Raw genomic sequence first — 17,875 nt, forward strand, 5'->3', positions numbered from 1 at the left:
CTCTATTCGTCGGCAGCGTCAGATGTGTATAAGAGACAGGTCCCTATACTGTCCCTCTGGATATGTGAACTTCTTCCAGGTACTTGAAATCACTTTTTACTTAGCAGTATATCACATCTTTTTAGTATTGACTTTTTCCATATTAGATCAGGCGTGGAGGCAAGAGTATAGCAGAGTATATAAGGTTTAATTATAATACAACCTTAGGGGACTGAGAAAAGAAAAGATAAGGAATAGCCGGATAGAATAAAAGTGTTAGAATTTATTATTTTTTACAAGTTTTCGAATAATATACAAGCCTTATTCCGGCGTAATCTATTAAAAATATTTAGTCATTATTTTAGTCAGTATAAACCTGAGATAATAATAGATAACAAACTGAGTTGTTTAAATTGAAAATTCTCAATACCTACTTAAATTAAGGAACGCTGAGCTTTCAAACTGTAAATCTGTCCGGACAGATACAAAAAAGGAAAGAAATTAAGGGGGTTTAATTTCTGGACTATACACTTCGAGTAGGAGGAGAAGCCGGGCAGGGGCTACAAACGATAGGAGGAGCCCTTGCAAAGATCTTTTCCAGAACAGGATACCAGGTATTCACGCACCAGGACTATATGTCCAGGATCCGCGGCGGGCACAACTTTTACCAGATCCGCTTTTCCGACCGGGAGGTATCAGCCTCCAGGGATATGGTCGATATTCTTCTCGCCCTTGACCTGAACACGATCGAAATTCACAAAAAAAGCGTAAGGGACGATGGTTTTATCCTTTATGACTCCAGGACTATCAAGAAGAAGTTTGAAGGGCCTGAGTTTATAGACGTTCCCTTCAAAAAAATCGCCCTTGAGGTCGGAAAAAGCAGTATCATGGTAAATACCGTAGCAATCGGGGCAGTGCTTGGCCTGCTGGACCTCGGGCTCAAGACCCTGACAGAAATCCTGAAAAGCACTTTCAAGAAAAAAGGAGAAGAGGTAATTGAGAAAAACGTAGCCTGTGCCGAGGCAGGGTACAATTACGTCATCTCAAACTGTCCCCGCTGCGAGACCGTTAAAATCCGGGAGCCGGAAGAAAAAAAACTTCTGCTTATAGACGGACTTCAGGCAATCGGGATGGGAGCTCTCATATCCGGCTGCAAATTTTATTCTGCATATCCCATGACGCCTTCAACAGGGATTCTGAATTACCTTGCCTCAAAAGCAGAAGAATATGGCCTTGTTGTAGAACAGGCTGAAGACGAAATTGCAGCCATTAACATGGCAATAGGAGCCTCTTTTGCAGGCGTGAGGGCAATGACCGGAAGTTCGGGAGGAGGGTTTGCCCTTATGGGAGAAGGCCTCTCCCTGGCAGGGATAACCGAAACTCCTCTTGTGATCGCCGAAGTGCAGCGTCCGGGGCCAGCTACGGGTTTACCCACACGCACCGAACAGGCGGATCTGCTTTTTATTTTGTACGCAGGGCACGGAGAGTTTCCAAGGGTAATCTTTGAGCCGGGAACCCCAAAACAGGCTTTTTACCTCACTAACAGGGCTTTTGAACTTGCAGAGAAGTACCAGATCCCCGTATTTATCCAGTCCGACCAGTACCTTGGGGATTCCGAGTGGACCTTTGAAAACTTCGATTTCGAGCACTTGATCTACAATAATTATCGTTTGAGGGAAAAAGACCTGGAAGAGGTAGAGGAGTACAAACGCTACAAATACTCGGATACGGGGATTTCCCTACTTGCAGTTCCCGGAGAATCCGGAAAACACCTTGTCGTAGCTGACAGCGACGAACATGATGAAGAAGGACACATTATAGAGGACGCCGAAACCCGCATCAAAATGGTCCGGAAAAGGCTGCAAAAAAAACTGCCGCTTATAAAAAAAGAAATCGAAGCTCCGTTACTGTACGGAGATCCTTCTCCTGAAATAGTGCTTCTGGGACATGGCTCGACTTACGGTGTGATTAAAGAGATGGTGGATATCCTCTCAAAAGACAGGAAGATTGCCATGATGCATTTCAGCCAGGTCTACCCACTCCCCGAACGGGACAGATTCGATTACATTGAGCTTCTCGAAAATGCAAAGCTTGCCATCTCCATAGAAAATAATGCCACGGGCCAGTTTGCAAAGCTTATAAGAGCCGAAACGGGATTTGAATTTACCCATCAGATCTTAAAGTTCGATGGAAGGCCGTTTACCATTGAAAACCTGAAGGAGGAAGTAGATGCCTGCCTCTGAAGATTATGAAGGCCAGGTCCCTGCCTGGTGCCCCGGATGTGGAAACTTCCAGATTATCTCAACCCTCAAGCAGGCACTTGTCGAACTTGGAATCGAGCCGTGGGAAGTCCTGCTGGTTTCGGGAATAGGCCAGAGTGGAAAATTGCCTCACTACATGAAGTGCCACACCTTCAACGGGCTGCACGGAAGGACCCTGCCTGTTGCCACGGCTGCAAAACTTGCCAACCATTCCCTGCACGTGATTGCAGTTGCCGGGGACGGAGACTGTTACGGGGAAGGAGGAAACCATTTCCTTCATGCTATCCGCAAAAACCCGAATATCACCCTTTTAGTGCACGACAACCAGATCTATGGGCTTACCAAAGGGCAGGCCTCGCCTACAACAGCCAGGGGAACTCACACAAAAATCCAGCCTTACGGGGTCCCTTCTGAGCCCCTGAACCCTCTTGCTATGGCAATCTCCCTTGACTGCAGCTTTGTAGCCAGAGGTTTTGCAGGAGACCAGGAGCACTTAAAAGAGCTGATGAAGGCTGCCATAACACACAAAGGCTTTTCTCTGCTTGATATTCTTCAGCCCTGTGTCACTTTTAATAAAGTGAATACCTTCAAGTGGTACCGGGACAGAGTTTACAAACTCGAAGATAACTATGACCCTTACAACCGCGTAAAAGCGTTCGAAAGGTCTCTTGAATGGGGAGACAAAATCCCTAACGGCATATTTTACAAAAACGATAAGGAAACCCTGGAGGAAATGGTGCCGACAATCCATAAAGAGCCCCTTGTGAGGCAAAAGTTTTCAATCGAAGACGTAAAGCATGAGATTGAGAAATTTTATTAAAAAACCTCACTTACTTTCTTTTTAGGATATAAAATCAGTATGAGATTCTTTACATCAAATCATTGAAACTCAGTCTGGGAATCTTTCGATTAAGTATTGAAACTCAGTCCGAGATTCTAATTTTTACCTCAAAATACTCTGCCTGGAGATCTGTGATTCTCTAAATAACTTCAAAAATTTAAATAGACACTAATATAAAAACTGTGTAATTTATTGGCAAAAGTTAATAAATTAGAAAGAGAATAGTATCTGTTGTAAAATTATAAGTATGTGTATGGGGGGGTCAGTTAACCGGGAACCATAAGTATCAGCTCCTGAGCAGATAGCTACTATAACAAATTACAATAAGAAATGTAGAATATCAGGCGCTGGGGAATGGAGCCTTTTGACTTTTCTATATACTTTTCAAAGGGAAATGAAGTATGGAGTGAAAACAGAATGAAAGGAATTTTTAGTATATTCCGGAAAGATGAGAAAGCCTTTACAGGGCTGGAATCCGCAATAGTGCTGACCGCTTTCGTAGTGGTGGCAGCAGTATTCTCCTATGTAGTTCTCGGGGCCGGGTTTACCACCTCCGATACCGCCAAGAAAACCATTGACGAAGGTGTAAAACAGACTACTTCTTCCGTAGAACTTTCAGGGGATGTAATCGCACTAGGTGCCTCAAATAAAGTGACCAACCTAATTATGACCCTTCAACTCACTGCAGGCCAGTCCCCGGTGGATATAGGGGATGACAGTGATGCAGGAATGATGGTTATATCTTATTCCGACAGCGCTACCTATTTAGCGAACACAACCTGGACCAAGACCTTTATCGGAGACAGTGATGGGGATGCTGTACTGGAACAGCACGAGAAAGTGGAAATCAACGTCACTGTCCCTACTAACTCGAAGCTGCAGAGCGGTACCGTAACTGATGTGGTTAACAGAGAGTTCAGACTTGAGGTAAAACCAAAGATCGGTGCAATAGTGCCTATTACCAGAGTTACACCTGCGCAGATAGACACTGTAATGAACCTGAGGTAACCCCTAAATCTTTAGGGGGTATTTCCCCCTTCTTTTAGTGGATACAAAAAAATGAAATATTCGGATTCGGGTGATTGAATGGAGCTGGATAAAAGAGTAAACGAAATCGAAACCGAACTGAAAATAATGAAAGGGGAGATCAAGGAGTTACTCGTGGACATAAGGGACCTAGTAAACAAAAGTGAAAATCCTTTCTGCAGCGTCCCGAGCCTTGAAGCACTGAAGATTGAGGTACCGGCGAAAGAGGAGTCTGTAGATAACCAGTCTACTGAGACTGGCAATGAAGAAATCGGACCCAGGCCCGCTGAAGAAGTTTCGGAGTTCGGGGATCAAATAGCAAAAAACAGTGAAAGCTTCTTGAAATCTGCCAGATCCAGCCAGGAAAATCCTGTACAGAATATCCCGATAAAAGAAGTTAACAGGCCTGAACCTGAAAAATTCCGAAAAATTGACACATTCATGCTTGTCGAGCTTATGCGGTGGGTGGATTATGCTGTCAGAACAATAGGACACAGCAACCTCGAAGGACTGCTGAACCTCTATGCTATTACCGGACAGCTCCCTGATGAGACAAAAGGAATTATTGAAAACATTGCAAACCTTTCAATTGAAGAGCCCGCAGAAGAAGACAGGATCAGCATGAAGGACAACATCATGGTGCTTTCGCAGTTGAGCGCGATCCTGAGCCCGGAAGACTTCAGAAAGAATATTCCGCCGCTTTATGAAACCTCCTCAGGCTGGAAAGAGAAAGAAAAAGAGAAGAAAGCAAGGCTTGTCTTCAACTGAATTTGAAACTGAGAAGTTGAAACTAACTGCTTCCAGATAATCTGAAACAATATCACCTTCATTAGCAATATCATTTGACATCATTAGCAGTATCATTTGACATTATAACATTTGATGTAACTCAATATCATAATACATTAACCAGTTTGATAAACTGCTTAATTAGAAATCAACATCAAATAAACATCAATTTATCCGGTTTGAAAAAACTGGAAAGTAAAGCGGGGGTCGAAAAATGAGTGGGGAATCGATAAGCTCTGCGATTCTAACAATAGCATCCGTTATCTGTGCATTTGGGTTTGCTTCAGCCGTGTACCCCTCGGTCATCTCTGCAGGAGACCCGATAATGAGCCGTTCGGACTCTATGGGAGACCAGATCCTGACAGATATAAAAATCCTGCATGAAACAACAGCTGCTGAAGGTACCGAGATTCATGTATGGATAAAGAATGTAGGATGCAAGGAAATATCTTCAGGTATAATCCCTGATTCTGACCTCTTTTTCGGAGAGGCAGGAAACTTTGAGCGCATACCCTATGATGGAAACGGAAGTTTAACCCCGGGGTGGAGCTACCTGATCGAACAGAATGGGGACGAGAACTGGGATAAAGGGGAGACTCTACGCATAAAAATTAAACCTGTAGATTTGCCTGTGAGCGGAAAGAAATACTTCATCAAGTTCAGTACATACAACGGGGTTTCCGAAGAGGCCTATTTCACGGTGTAATAATGGGGTTCGGGTCAATAATTGCAGCAATGATCTCGGTTGCAACCATCCTCCTGGCATCGTATGTCTGCTCGAAGGGAGGGTTCTACATGGCAGACGGACTCGCTAATTCAGTCATTGAGATGCAGGAAAACAAGAACGAGATGTTAAAAACAGAAATAGAGGTTACAGATGCCTCCATTGACACGGCAAATATTTCGGTCTTCCTGCAGAACACAGGCTCGACAAAACTCGGGGACTTCACTTACATGGACGTGATCGTTACCTATCAAAATGAATCAGGTGACATGAAGACTGTCTGGATTCCCTACCAGGAAAGCGAAATTATTTCAGAGGACAGGTGGAAGTGGACAAAAATGGATATTGTTCCTGACCTGATAAACCCGGGAGTCTTTGACCCGGGAGAGAAAATGAAACTGCAGGTCAGGCTGGATCCCTCAGACCCACCTGGGAACTCCAGCGCAAACTGGCTTCTGGTAGCTGCCCCCAATGGGATAAAGGCTTCACGGTATTTCAGTGAGTAATATTTCAGTGGATAATATTCAGTGGGTAATTTCTGTATCAAGGAAGATCCTGATAAGCAAGTAAACCGGAACAAATGGATCAGGATGCTACAAGAATTCAGGGATTTGTGGGGAAATCCCGGAGAAGGGGGGAGAGAAATGGAAGGAAGTAAGGATGAGGGAGCACTGTTTGAAAAAGAGTCGCTCGATGAAGAAATATTCAGCGACCTGAAAGAGGAAGAAAAAGCATTACTGGAGTTCATATCTACCGGAAACATGGAAATCGACAGGAAACTGGAGGGAGGAGTTCCTGTAGGTTCACTTTGCCTTCTAGAAGGAGGAAACGATAGTGGGAAGTCTATTTTACTACAGCAAATAATGTGGGGAGCCCTGAACCAGGATAAAAGAGTTCTTGCTTTAACAACGGAAAAGACCTCAAAAGAACTTCTAAACCAGATGGAGAGCCTGAAGCTCGGGATTTCGGAATATTTCATAATAGGGAGATCAAAAATATTTGAGATTAATGCAAGCTATGTTGAGGAAAATCCCCAGTTGAGCGAGAGCCTGCTTCAGGTACTTCTGGAATGTATAAAAAAATGCGAAGAAGAACTGATCCTTATAGATTCCCTGACGATCTTTGCGGTGAACGCTTCGGAAAATGCAGTGTTAAACTTCTTTACTGAATGCGTAAAGCTGTGTGACAGGGGAAAGACCATTCTCATTAGCGTGCACGGGTATGCATTTTCCCAGGTGGTGCTTTACAGGCTAAGGTCAGTTTGCAGTGCCTGCCTTGAACTCAGGATAGAGCAGGTTGGGGACCAGAGAGTAAAAACTATGGAAATCCAGAAACTGAGGGGGGCCAGGAAAATTACCGGAAATATGGTGAGTTTTAATGTGGACAGTGAGTTTGGACTGAAGATCATTCCGGTTTCAAAGGTTAAAGCCTGAAAAAAAGAAAAAGCCGGAAAGATGGCAATCAGAAAAAAAAGCCGGAAAGATGGCAATCGGAAAAAAAGCCGGAAAGATGGCAATCGGAGAAAAAACCCGAATGAGGATTCAAGATGGAAGCTCTGCCTTTTGATCCGTTGCCTTCTCCGGAGAATGGGGGGCGTTCCAGAGAAGAGATGTACTCCAGCCTTTCTTTAGAAATGCAGGAGTTCGTTGGCAGAGAAGAAAACCATCATATCCTTGATTATGTCTGCAGGCTCCCGACGGAAGAAATAGGATTTCCGGAATTTTATCCAAGAATTTCGAGATCCATGAAAAGCATCAAACGCCCTAACCTGATCTATCCTACAGGAAAAGGGCTTGCCGTTCATATATATCCGGATAAAGAAGACGTAAGAAACTATTACATTCCCATAGAGCCCTGCCTTTTCCAGAAACTTGACAGCAAACTAGAGGAAGTTGAGAAGTTACTCATTGACGTGATATATGATCAGGATATCACCACAAAAGATCCTGAAGAAAAAAAGAAGCTCCTCGAGAAAGCTCTTGAAAAAATCTGTGAAGTAAGAGAGGATTTAAAGGAAAACTCGGGGGTAGAGGAAGGAAAAAGCAGGGGAAAGAAAAAAGTTTCAGATAAGGAAAAAACTTCCCTTAGAGAGGGAAATAACAGTGAAAAAAGCGAAAAATCCGGAATTCTTGGAAACCTGAAGGAAGCCGGTAAAGCATTCAAAATAAGAAAACTGCAGAAAATTTCCTTAACGCCTGAGGAATTCAGTGCAATCAAATACCTGATGCTAAGGGACAAGGTGGGGATGGGAGTGCTCGAACCTTTACTTCTCGACTCAAATATAGAAGACATCAGCTGCAGCGGGCTTGGCAGGATCTTTGTTGAGCATAAGGTGTTCTCATCTCTTAAAACAACAATCTCGTATGAGGAAAACGAAGAACTCAATTCTTTTGTCATACAGATGTCCGAAAAAGTAGGAAAGCCAATTACCTACAGGGACCCGATAGTCGATACTGCTCTTCCGGACGGGTCAAGGATTAATATCGTGTTCGGAGAAGATGTGTCAAAGCAGGGGAGCAATTTTACCATCAGGAAATTTATGGGAACCCCTATTTCAATCCTCGAACTTATTGAGTTCGGAACAATTGACTACACAATGGCTGCATACATGTGGATGATGCTCAAGGCAGGAATGAACTGCTTCGTTTCAGGGGAAACAGCCTCCGGAAAGACCACAATGATGAATGCAGTGACTACTTTTCTTCCACCTGAGTCCAAAATAGTCTCTATTGAAGACACCCCGGAACTGCAGGTACCCCATAAGAACTGGACCCGGGAGGTTACAAGGAGTACAAGGGATGACAGCGGATCTGATGTCTCTATGTTTGACCTGTTAAAGGCAGCCCTGCGCCAGCGTCCAAATGAGATTATGATAGGAGAAATCCGTGGGGTTGAAGGAAATATCGCTTTTCAGGCAATGCAGACCGGACACCCTGTAATGTCCACGTTCCATGCAGCTTCAGTTGAGAAACTGATCCAGAGACTGACAGGCGACCCGATAAATGTTCCCAGAAATTATGTGGATAACCTGAATGTGGTTATTATCCAGAGTGCAGTAAACGTTCCGGGAAAAGGGCTTGGAAGGAGAATCCTGAGCATAAACGAAATCGTAGGCTACGATTCAGAGAGCCAGTCTTTTAATTTTATGGACATCTTCAAATGGGACCCTGTTACGGATACATTCAAGTTCACCGGAAAAAACAACTCTTATCTGCTGGAACATAGAATTGCCCCGCGCATGGGGATTCCTGAAAACCAGGTTAGAAAAATTTATTCGGAACTTGACAGAAGGGCAAAAATACTCAGAAAGATCCACCAGGCAAAGATTACCAATTTTTACGACCTGTTCAACACCCTGATCCGGCTTGAGGAGGCGGGGCTAACATCATGACTTTCGTGCAGATAGTTCCGAACTTAAAACTTAATGCTGCAAAACAGGGAGTTGAAGGATACTTTAACCTCGCCAGAAAACTGAAAAGCACTAAAATTGTTGAAAGAGTCAATGATGATATGCTCTTCCTGCTAACATATATGGCTGCGATTTCAACTGCGGATATCGAAAGGAACAGGATCTTTGATTATGCAGGGCGACAGAAGGAATATGAAGCTTCGAAATACTTTAAACAGATCTATATCCTTGCCTCAAAATGGGGATATGAGTATGCAAAAGCCTGCAAGTATATTTCTCAGAAATTGAAGGATGCCTATCTTTCAAAACTATTTGGAAGAATGGCAAATATCCTCTCTTCCGGAGAGCCTGAGAAAAACTTTCTGAAACAGGAGAAAATCACAAGGGAGGAGATCTACTCTAATGAGTACGAGAGATGTGTTGAATCCCTGAAAAAATGGACTGACGGCTATACTGCCCTGATGGTATCCGTAAACCTCGTTGTTACCATAATCCTTGTTTCGGTCATGATCTATAATATAGCAAATATAGAAACAATTGCATTCCTGATTGTATTGTTAACTCTTACTATATGCGGGCTTGCCCTTTACATTATATACAAGTCAGCTCCTGCCGAAAAAAAGGTACATGCCCTTGGCCGTAAATCAAAGGAACAGGAGCAAATCAGGTTCCTGAGCCGGGTTCTGCTCCCCCTCGGTGCGGTTTCTCTTATTGCTCTCATTTTGCTCGGGACAAGGCCGGAATTTATCCTGCTGGGAGTGACCTTCTTTACGCTTCCGATAGGAGTCCTTGCTATAATTGACGACCGGAAAATCAGTGAAAGAGACAGCAGTTTTCCTGCTTTTGTAAAAACGTTGGGGACCCTTGCAGGAACAACGGGAATCACTATAAGGAGTGCAATGGAAAACCTTGACCTGGAAACTATCGGCTGTCTCAAGCCCGGAGTTGAAGAGCTGCACATGGGCCTTTCTATGGGGCTTAAGTCCAGGCTTTGCTGGGATAAATTCATAGGGGAAACAGGCTCCGAACTGATCAACAGGTGCTCAAGGATCTTTACCGATGCAGTCGAACTGGGGGGAGATCCGGCTGAGATAGGGGACATAGTTTCAAGCTCAAGCCTGGCAATTGTCCTCCTGAGAATGAAACGGCAGCTGGTCAGTTCCGGCTTCAAGGGACTTGCAATAATCCTGCATGCTGTAATGGTTGGGCTTCTGATCTTTGTACTGGAGATAATTTCCAAATTCAGTGTGCTCGTCTCCGAGATGAGTGAATCTTACATGTCCATGGAAGGGGGAATGAATGGGATGTCCGGAATAGGAATGAGCATGTTCAATGTAACCGAAAGTTTACCCATACTCTACAAATTAACTTTTTCCGTGATAATTATTCTTACGATTTCAAACACTCTCGTAGTAAAGATTGTGGAGGGCGGAGGAAATTATAAACTTTTTTTCTATGGGGGCCTGATGTCCGGAATTTCAGGGCTTTGTATGATTCTCATCCCTCCGGTCGTATCGAGGGTATTCACATTTGAGATATGAAAGATATTTTCAGTTGAAAAAGAGGTATTCAGTTAGAGTATGAAGAAAGGTGTCGGAAGAAAATTTTGAAACCAGAATAAATAAGATTTTGTGGGAGGCAATTGGATGAACAGCTTAAAAGGTTTAAAGACAGACGGATTAAAAGAACTGAGAGAAAATGGGTTAAAGGGCCTGGGAGTGAGGAGCTTAAAGGATTTAATACTCAAGCCGAAAACAGCTGATGTAAATCTTGAAGATATGGAGGATTTGACAAAAAGTAGAGATCAGGTTAAGAAAAAAATAATAAAGCTAATAAAAGAAAAAAAAGAGATTGAAGCCCGCATTGACCTGATCCGGAAAGCAGAAAAAGAAAAAAACGAAGAAATACCAGAAATATCAGAATTTCCCTGGCGAGAAGAAATTTTCCCCCCGCTCCCCAGAAAAGTACGTGTAAAAACATCCGGCCCTCTGGAAGTCAGAAACGATTCTTTGAATGCGAAAGATGCCGGATTGACAGAGGTAAAAGTTAGTGGAATGGAGATAGAGGTTAAAGGAATAGACGAAAAATCTGAAGAGAAAAAACCTGAAGAGAAAAAACCTGAAGGAAAAATATCTGAAGATATAATACCTAACACTAGCAAAAATATTAGAGAAAATGATGCCGAAGAAGCAGATCCAAAAAGCGGAGCCGGAGAAAAAAAAGAGGGCAAAGCTTTTGTGGAGAATGCAGAAAAAATAAAAACCACAGATCTTTTCTCAATAGAGGAAGTGAATGAAAATAAAGTTTCCAGTGGGAATTCCGGCGAAAGTTCCATTGAGAAGAGCAAGCCTGAAAGCAAAAATGACCCTGAAGCCAGTCTTTTTGGAGATAGCCTGATTGAAGAGCTGCTGAATAGTGAGGACCTGAACCCTGAAGAGGAGGAGGGTTTTATGAAATATCTGGAAGAACAGGAAGTGGGAGAGCTAATTACGGATTTAAAAAATGTAAGGGCTCTCCTGGCCAGGGCAGAACATGCAGGGTAAATTAGTGAGAAAATATGGCCAGTAAGACAGAGACAAACTAAAGCCAGTAAGATAGAGATAGACTAAAGCCAATAAGACAGAAACAGACTAAAGCCAATAAGACAGAGACAAAGTAAAAATAAAAGAAAAGAAAAAAGGTGACAGGCACAAGCCCGACACATAAATAATTAAGAGTTAGTTATGGGCATTTATCCATTACAGTTATTTGTGGCTGTGGAGATGGAAAAGCCCTTCCCTTGCTTTGTCAAGGAGTTTATTTGCTTCCTCAACTTTGCTGGCAGCCTCAAGGATATCTTCAGAGGCTTCGAGAAAACCGTCTTTTTTGGCTTTCTGGGCCCATTCTCTAAAACTCTTTATATGGCTATCGTTATGCTCGATCCAGTGCTCAATCAAATGCGAAAGGTTATCGTGATTAAGTTCTTCTGTTATAGCTATTCCCTCCTGTTTAAGAGTATAGAATTCATGGTATAAATTTTAGGTGGATTTAAGATGAATTTTCACATTGTTAATACGGAAAAGGAAGCAGAAAATAAAAATAAAAATAAAGAGAAAGAAAATAAAAAAGAAGAAAAGGGAAATAAAAAATAAAAAAGAAGAAAAGGGAAATAAAGATAAAAAAGAAGAAAAGGAAAAAAGAATGTCGGTTTTCAAACTGTCCTCGGATCAGTTATTTCACCTGTCAGTGCCGAGGCTGCTGCAGTTGCAGGGGATGCAAGATAAATAAAGCCGTCTTTTCCCATCCTGCCTTTGAAGTTCCTGTTTGCGGTTGAAACGCAGACCTCTCCTTCCCCGAGCACGCCCTGATGGGCACCGAGACAGGGCCCGCAGCCAGGGGTTGCAGGGGTCACACCGGCTTTCAGCAGTGTTTCCATGGTCCCGTTTTCGATTGCTGCAAGAAGGGTAGTGCGGGAGGCAGGAATCACAATTGTCCTGACTGCAACCTTTTTTCCTTTCAGGACTGCTGCTGCTACCTCAAGGTCTTCAAGCCTTCCGTTCGTGCACGTCCCGATAAAGACCTGGTCTATGTGAGTTCCTTCAACCTCTCCTACGGGCTTTACATTATCCACCTGATGCGGGCAGGCAACCTGAGGTTCTATATCTCCGGCATCGTATGTGAACTCTTTCAGATAAGCAGCATCAGGGTCGGCATAGACGGGCTCATAAGGCGCAACTGCCCTGTTTTTCAGGAAATCAAAGGTCTTTTCGTCCGGTGGGACAATGCCGGTCTTTGCCCCCATCTCAATTGCCATATTACAGAGAGTCATCCTGCCAGCAACCGAAAGTTCGCTGATCGCCTGCCCGTAAAACTCAACTGCTTTGTAGGTTGCCCCGGCAATCCCGGTCTTTCCGACCAGGTAAAGAGTAAGGTCCTTTGCGTAGACGCCTTTCTGAAGGCTGCCTTCAACAGTCATCCTGAAGCTTTCCGGAACCTTAAACCAGAGCTTTCCCGTGGCAAAGATTTCAGCCATGTCGGTAGCCCCTACCCCTGTTGCAAAAGCCCCGAAAGCCCCGTAAGTGCAGGAATGCGAGTCAGCCCCAACAATCAGCTTTCCGGGCATTGCAAAGCCGTTTTCAGGAAGGACCTGGTGACAGACCCCTTCTCCAACCTCATAGAAGTTAGGTATTCGCTGCTCCTTTATCCATTCCCTGATCTCCTTCTGCAGGGTAGCTGAAGTCTCAGTATTCGCAGGTGCGATATGATCAAAAGGAATTACGATCCTTGAAGGGTCCCAGACCTTTTCCAGCTCCATTTCCTTAAAAGCATTTACTGCAAGCACCGACGTGCCATCATGCGCCATTGCATAATCCACATCTGCAAGCACAAAATCGTTAGCCTTTGCCTCGGTTCCCGCGGTCCGGGAAAATATTTTTTCGCTGATTGTTCCCAAAAGTAAGCCTCCTTTCCGAGAATAAAGTGATAATGAATGAAATGTACGCTGAAGAATTAAGGTTTCAGAACTCACTATAACGAGATATATATACTTAATGGATTTGTGGGCTAAAAGTTCTATTAAAGGAAGAGGTTTGTAAAATATTTTTCTAGAGACAGGCATGGTTCAGGACATTTTGTTCGCAGTGTAGAAGTCTAAAAATTATACCACAGTTGGGCAGCCGTATGGCACATTATTTAAGAAATTAATTTATGAAGAGTTAGTTTAATATACTAACGTTAGATTATAGATAGAAGAATATATTAGTGAAGTTTAACGCGGGGGAAAATTAAGATGAGAGTTAAATATATTTCATTTGCGGTTTGTTTTTTATCCTTACTTTTGCTTGCAGGAAGTGCCTCATCAGCCGGGGCCATCCCGGCAGAGCAGTGGAACAGAACTTTTGGGAACATCGAATATGACTGCGGAAATTCTGTCAGGCAGACTCAGGACGGAGGATACATACTGGCAGGAGAGACCGTGGTTAATTATGATGAAGCTAACGCTGATGCCCTCCTGATGAAATTAAACCCGGATGGAATTGAAGAATGGAGCAGGACTTTTGGGGGACCTGCATATGATTGTGCATACTCGGTCCAGCAAACGGCAGATGGAGGATACGTACTTGCAGGCTATCTTGAAAAGGGGGAAGAAATAGATTCAAGAGACCCAGATTCAAGAGACCCGGATGCCTGGCTGATTAAAACCAACTCCAACGGAACAGAAGAATGGAATTTTACCTTTGGCGGGAATAAAACAGACCTTATATTTTCGGTCGAGAAGGCCATCGATGGAGGATACTTACTCGCCGGATATACGGAATCTTTCGGGGCAGGAGCATCTGATGCCTGGCTGATTAAAACTGACTCCAACGGGACCGAACAGTGGAATAAGACCTTTGGAGGAATAAATGAGGACTACGCATCTTCTGTCAACCAGAGCAAAGACGGAGGATACGTAATATCAGGGTTCACCAACTCCTCAGCAGGCGAAAATGAAGCCTGGCTGATTAAAACCGACTCCAACGGAACAGAAGAATGGAGTAAAACCTTTGGCGGGGATAGTCAGGATTATGCATACTCTGTCCAGGAGCTTGAGGACGGAGGATACATACTGGCAGGAACTACGGAATCCTTCGGGGCCGGGAGAACTGACGGCTGGATGATAAAAACAGATTCAAACGGGACTGAACAGTGGAATAAGACCTTTGGAGGCCCGTATACAGATAATTTCTATTCGGTTCGGAAAACCACAGATAAAGGCTTTTTACTTGCAGGCATCACCCAGCCGAGCAGTGATTATAACGATATCCAGGCCTGGCTGATGAAAACCGATTCCGAAGGGCAGAAAGAATGGGAGATGAACTTTGGAGGTCAGGATGACGATTCCGCAGCTTTTGCCCAGGAAACCCGTGAGGGAGAATACATACTCGCAGGACGCACTTCCTCGTATGGGATGGTCTCTGATGTCTGGCTTATCAAAGTCGGCTCGGATAAAAATATGACAGCTAAACTTGATAACAACACAGCCGGGTTTTAAGAAACGGCATCAAAAAGCCTCAATTAAACTGAAGTAATCTGCCATGGGGCTGAAACCTCCGCGGCTTTCTTTCTCTTTTTTTTCATTTATTCCTTTCTCTGAACCCTGAGCCCCTGAGTATAGGTTTTTAAAGCCCTGGACATAACGAGGCCGCCGCAATAGATCAATGATTGGAGACACTCAAGGACGGTACTCAAGGACGGTACTCAAGGACAAAACTCAAGGACAAAACTCAAGGACTCTAGACTGATCGTCCATCTATAAAGAAAATGGATTACGATTGAATTGTTTTTTGCCAATTAAATAATATGATATTATCAATAGGAATTATATATTGGCACAAAACTACAAAAATGTGTTAATTTTTAACATGATATTATAATAACATATTAACATTTAAATAGTAGATCATCATTGATATATACACTAACAAAAAAGTTAGGTTTCCTTCAGAAGCTTCAAAAAATATCGATTATCCTGCAAAGAAGGAAGATGTTGTTAAACGCTAAGGATAGTAACACCAGGAACGACATGCTGCGGAATACAAATAATCTCCGGAAAAGGAGTAGACAAACGCTGCAGATGTCAAGGAAATTTAAAGGAAGCTGAACAAAAGTAAAGGGGAATATCATGGAAACTGAAAGTAAAAGCAGATTAATTGCAGAACTTCCTGTGGAAACTCAGAAGATATTGAAAAATATAGATTTTTCTATAAAAAGGAACGACATTATTGAACAAGCAAGGAAGAGTGGAGCAATCCCGGACATACTTCAGGAACTTGGCATGCTTCCGGACAAGAAATACAATAGCACTGAGGATGTCGCCGAGGAACTTCACCGAATTTATATGGGGATCCCCGCCTAAAAAACGTAACTTACTTTTTTTCATTTTTTAGTAACCGATGATCAATTCAATCCTTTTCTATTTCTTTTTTAAACGTACCCTGTGAAACCTGGAAATCAGATATTTCTCATGCCGAGCCGGTCAAGAAGAAGCTCACAAACCTCCTGACCTTTATCCATTTTCTCCGTTTTATTCCCCCTTCCTTTTTCCCGACTCCTGCCTCCTTTTCTTCCTTTCACCTATTTGAAAACACTTCGTATCAATCAAGCGAAGTTTTAAGCATACTTACGACTCATATCTATCGCAGCTTGCACAGTAATAAAGCTCTTTTCCGGGCAGTACTTTCAGAGCAAGCAGCCTGCTCCGTCAATATTTAAGGGGAAGAGCGAGAAAATAAGTTTGTGATAGGGGATTAAATATGACGTCAAAACTGATGGACTACTTTAACAAGCAACCGAGGATCGGGGTTCTCAGCACAGCGAGTAAAGATGGAAAGGTAGATTCGGCTGTTTTCGGCTCACCTCAGATGACCGATGAAAAGACCGTTGTAGTTGCAACAGGTAAGAACCGCACGTTTTCAAACCTTCAGGAGAACCCTTACGCGATATACCTGATAATGGAACCAGATCCGGAATGGAAAGGGATCAGGGTTTATATGAAGATGAAGGAATCTGCGACTTCCGGGGAAATGCTTGATACGATTAAAAGCCAGATCGCTAAAATGGCAGGGGAGGAGGCTGCGCAGATGATGAATGCAACGGTTACCTTCGAGATCATTGAGCTGAGACCTCTCGTTGATATGGGACAGAGCTGGGAGAATTCAATCTGAATATTCAGAAGTTATGGAAATCAGAATGAAAAATCAAGAAGTTATGGAAAAAATAATAGTAAAAAAAATCAGGTCTTGGGGGTGAGTTACTGAAAACCAAGAGCCCCCGTGTCTCTCAATACTTATATCAAACATGGAGTGTGTGCTCGTTTTTTCAGATTTGATCAATGACTCACCCCCACTACCAAAAATCAAAATGAAAGAAAAATCAACCGTATATAAGTGGGATTTACCCCCCCCCTCATTTTTTAGGTGTTGGTATGAAAATCAGCAAGGAAATAACTATTTTTATTGTATTTCTAACTCTCGTAGTGCTTTTGGGATTGTTTACAAACCCACTAAGTGATATTAGAACGCCAGCTAACAATGAGCTTAAGGTGGGTGGGATGAATATCCGATTCGAAGACGGAACTTCCGAATCGGAAGTTAAAGCTGTTCTTGAAAACTATAAGAACTATAACATGAATACGAACTATAGCATAGATTGCAACGCGGGTTCTGTGGGAAACAAATACTACATTATGGTAGACAAAGATAATCGGGATATAAGACGCGAATTGAGAAAAGGGATGGAGGAAGAGAATAAAGATTGGATTATATCTTCTTCTGCTACTGGCATCAGAAAAGGAGATTCTTACGTAATCGCGGTATCCGAACAGGCTGTCAATGATGAAAAGTTTCTTTCGATACTGAATAAATATGACACTCAGGTGAAAAAGTTCATCTGGTGCTATATTCGCTTTGAAAAGCCGGATGGATCTAAGTATTGGATTCCAGAGGAAAATGCAATCAGAATAAAAAATGAGCTTGAAAATAATGAAAGTATTTTTACTGTATCTATTGACTACATTTATGATCAGTAACTTAGATACATGTTTTTAAAAACGCTTCAAACCGTGACCTCTTCACTCCCGATGTAATAAAAAAGATGACCGGTTCAACTTTAAAACGGGATTTTATATTATACCGGTCTTCTCTAAAAATCCTTCCAGAGGCACGGAGTGAGTCTGGAAACCGCATACTTTGTAGGGGTCTGCGCCCATTGAAAGAGCCATGAACTGGGCAATATTCATGTGCACCAGGTCGTATTTTACCCCGTACTCTTTTTCAATAACAGGCTGGTAGCGGTCATACTGGATATGGCAGTTCGGGCACATATGG

Annotated in this window: 16 protein-coding genes and 1 pseudogene; 14 read left to right on the forward strand and 3 right to left on the reverse strand. The window is 43.0% G+C overall.

Features of this window, described 5'->3' with window-relative positions; genetic code table 11:
- The first annotated feature begins 497 nt into the window (after nucleotides 1–497).
- From EO95_RS16005 to EO95_RS16050, 10 genes are all read left to right on the forward strand, one after another.
- On the forward strand, nucleotides 498–2,222 hold the full coding sequence (locus EO95_RS16005) for a 2-oxoacid:acceptor oxidoreductase subunit alpha (RefSeq protein WP_048136410.1): 1,725 nt from the start codon (nucleotides 498–500) through the stop codon (nucleotides 2,220–2,222).
- Nucleotides 2,209–3,060 carry a 2-oxoacid:ferredoxin oxidoreductase subunit beta gene (locus EO95_RS16010; protein ID WP_048136411.1) on the forward strand — a complete coding sequence of 284 codons (852 nt, stop codon included), beginning with the start codon at nucleotides 2,209–2,211 and terminating at the stop codon, nucleotides 3,058–3,060. The genes EO95_RS16005 and EO95_RS16010 overlap by 14 nt, the downstream gene beginning before the upstream one ends.
- Nucleotides 3,061–3,498: 438 nt before the next feature.
- On the forward strand, nucleotides 3,499–4,089 hold the full coding sequence (locus EO95_RS16015) for an archaellin/type IV pilin N-terminal domain-containing protein (protein WP_048136424.1): 591 nt from the start codon (nucleotides 3,499–3,501) through the stop codon (nucleotides 4,087–4,089).
- Between the two features lie 78 nt (nucleotides 4,090–4,167).
- Nucleotides 4,168–4,875, forward strand: a complete 708-nt coding sequence (locus EO95_RS16020) for a hypothetical protein (protein ID WP_156164087.1) — start codon at nucleotides 4,168–4,170, stop codon at nucleotides 4,873–4,875.
- 235 nt (nucleotides 4,876–5,110) lie between these two features.
- On the forward strand, nucleotides 5,111–5,602 hold the full coding sequence (locus EO95_RS16025; RefSeq protein WP_048136412.1) for a hypothetical protein: 492 nt from the start codon (nucleotides 5,111–5,113) through the stop codon (nucleotides 5,600–5,602).
- A gap of 2 nt (nucleotides 5,603–5,604) precedes the next feature.
- Complete coding sequence (locus tag EO95_RS16030) at nucleotides 5,605–6,126, forward strand: hypothetical protein (protein ID WP_048136413.1); 522 nt, start codon at nucleotides 5,605–5,607, stop codon at nucleotides 6,124–6,126.
- A gap of 138 nt (nucleotides 6,127–6,264) precedes the next feature.
- Nucleotides 6,265–7,053: an ATPase domain-containing protein gene (locus EO95_RS16035; RefSeq protein WP_048136425.1), complete on the forward strand. Its 789-nt coding sequence runs from the start codon at nucleotides 6,265–6,267 to the stop codon at nucleotides 7,051–7,053.
- Between the two features lie 113 nt (nucleotides 7,054–7,166).
- Nucleotides 7,167–9,011, forward strand: coding sequence for a type II/IV secretion system ATPase subunit (locus tag EO95_RS16040; protein WP_048136414.1), 1,845 nt, complete (start codon nucleotides 7,167–7,169; stop codon nucleotides 9,009–9,011).
- Nucleotides 9,008–10,570: an archaellar assembly protein FlaJ gene (gene flaJ, locus EO95_RS16045; RefSeq protein WP_048136415.1), complete on the forward strand. Its 1,563-nt coding sequence runs from the start codon at nucleotides 9,008–9,010 to the stop codon at nucleotides 10,568–10,570. Before EO95_RS16040 ends, flaJ begins: the two co-directional genes overlap by 4 nt.
- A gap of 105 nt (nucleotides 10,571–10,675) precedes the next feature.
- On the forward strand, nucleotides 10,676–11,572 hold the full coding sequence (locus tag EO95_RS16050) for a hypothetical protein (protein WP_048136416.1): 897 nt from the start codon (nucleotides 10,676–10,678) through the stop codon (nucleotides 11,570–11,572).
- Between the two features lie 201 nt (nucleotides 11,573–11,773).
- Here the strand turns inward: EO95_RS16050 and EO95_RS16055 are convergent, their stop codons facing one another.
- Nucleotides 11,774–11,965: a hypothetical protein gene (locus tag EO95_RS16055; protein ID WP_048136417.1), complete on the reverse strand. Its 192-nt coding sequence runs from the start codon at nucleotides 11,963–11,965 to the stop codon at nucleotides 11,774–11,776.
- 254 nt (nucleotides 11,966–12,219) lie between these two features.
- A complete protein-coding gene (gene hacA / locus EO95_RS16060; RefSeq protein ID WP_255350288.1) occupies nucleotides 12,220–13,452 on the reverse strand; it encodes a homoaconitase large subunit in 1,233 nt (410 codons plus the stop codon).
- A 345-nt stretch (nucleotides 13,453–13,797) separates the two neighbouring features.
- Between hacA and EO95_RS16065 the strand changes: the two genes are divergently transcribed.
- From EO95_RS16065 to EO95_RS16080, 4 genes are all read left to right on the forward strand, one after another.
- Entirely contained in the window at nucleotides 13,798–15,042 is a 1,245-nt protein-coding gene (locus EO95_RS16065; protein ID WP_048136419.1) for a hypothetical protein, read from the forward strand.
- Between the two features lie 630 nt (nucleotides 15,043–15,672).
- Nucleotides 15,673–15,906, forward strand: coding sequence for a DUF2795 domain-containing protein (locus EO95_RS16070; protein WP_048136420.1), 234 nt, complete (start codon nucleotides 15,673–15,675; stop codon nucleotides 15,904–15,906).
- 397 nt (nucleotides 15,907–16,303) lie between these two features.
- A complete protein-coding gene (locus tag EO95_RS16075; RefSeq protein WP_048136421.1) occupies nucleotides 16,304–16,714 on the forward strand; it encodes a pyridoxamine 5'-phosphate oxidase family protein in 411 nt (136 codons plus the stop codon).
- A gap of 260 nt (nucleotides 16,715–16,974) precedes the next feature.
- Complete coding sequence (locus EO95_RS16080) at nucleotides 16,975–17,577, forward strand: UPF0228 family protein (protein ID WP_048136422.1); 603 nt, start codon at nucleotides 16,975–16,977, stop codon at nucleotides 17,575–17,577.
- Between the two features lie 93 nt (nucleotides 17,578–17,670).
- On the opposite strand, the pseudogene EO95_RS16085 reads toward EO95_RS16080, so the two are convergent.
- Nucleotides 17,671–17,875 (reverse strand): annotated as a pseudogene (locus tag EO95_RS16085) (heterodisulfide reductase subunit B); the annotation flags it as partial.

The sequence above is a fragment of the Methanosarcina sp. 1.H.T.1A.1 genome, assembly GCF_000979295.1.
In the GTDB taxonomy this organism is placed as follows: Archaea; Halobacteriota; Methanosarcinia; order Methanosarcinales; family Methanosarcinaceae; genus Methanosarcina.

Excerpts from the sequence above, each read along its gene's own strand:
- EO95_RS16010 (WP_048136411.1), top strand. The coding sequence starts at position 2,209 with ATGCCTGCCTCTGAAGATTATGAAGGCCAGGTCCCTGCCTGGTGCCCC.
- EO95_RS16015 (WP_048136424.1), top strand. The coding sequence starts at position 3,499 with ATGAAAGGAATTTTTAGTATATTCCGGAAAGATGAGAAAGCCTTTACA.
- EO95_RS16020 (WP_156164087.1), top strand. The coding sequence starts at position 4,168 with ATGGAGCTGGATAAAAGAGTAAACGAAATCGAAACCGAACTGAAAATA.
- EO95_RS16025 (WP_048136412.1), top strand. The coding sequence starts at position 5,111 with ATGAGTGGGGAATCGATAAGCTCTGCGATTCTAACAATAGCATCCGTT.
- EO95_RS16030 (WP_048136413.1), top strand. The coding sequence starts at position 5,605 with ATGGGGTTCGGGTCAATAATTGCAGCAATGATCTCGGTTGCAACCATC.
- EO95_RS16035 (WP_048136425.1), top strand. The coding sequence starts at position 6,265 with ATGGAAGGAAGTAAGGATGAGGGAGCACTGTTTGAAAAAGAGTCGCTC.
- EO95_RS16040 (WP_048136414.1), top strand. The coding sequence starts at position 7,167 with ATGGAAGCTCTGCCTTTTGATCCGTTGCCTTCTCCGGAGAATGGGGGG.
- flaJ (WP_048136415.1), top strand. The coding sequence starts at position 9,008 with ATGACTTTCGTGCAGATAGTTCCGAACTTAAAACTTAATGCTGCAAAA.
- EO95_RS16050 (WP_048136416.1), top strand. The coding sequence starts at position 10,676 with ATGAACAGCTTAAAAGGTTTAAAGACAGACGGATTAAAAGAACTGAGA.
- EO95_RS16065 (WP_048136419.1), top strand. The coding sequence starts at position 13,798 with ATGAGAGTTAAATATATTTCATTTGCGGTTTGTTTTTTATCCTTACTT.
- EO95_RS16070 (WP_048136420.1), top strand. The coding sequence starts at position 15,673 with ATGGAAACTGAAAGTAAAAGCAGATTAATTGCAGAACTTCCTGTGGAA.
- EO95_RS16075 (WP_048136421.1), top strand. The coding sequence starts at position 16,304 with ATGACGTCAAAACTGATGGACTACTTTAACAAGCAACCGAGGATCGGG.
- EO95_RS16080 (WP_048136422.1), top strand. The coding sequence starts at position 16,975 with ATGAAAATCAGCAAGGAAATAACTATTTTTATTGTATTTCTAACTCTC.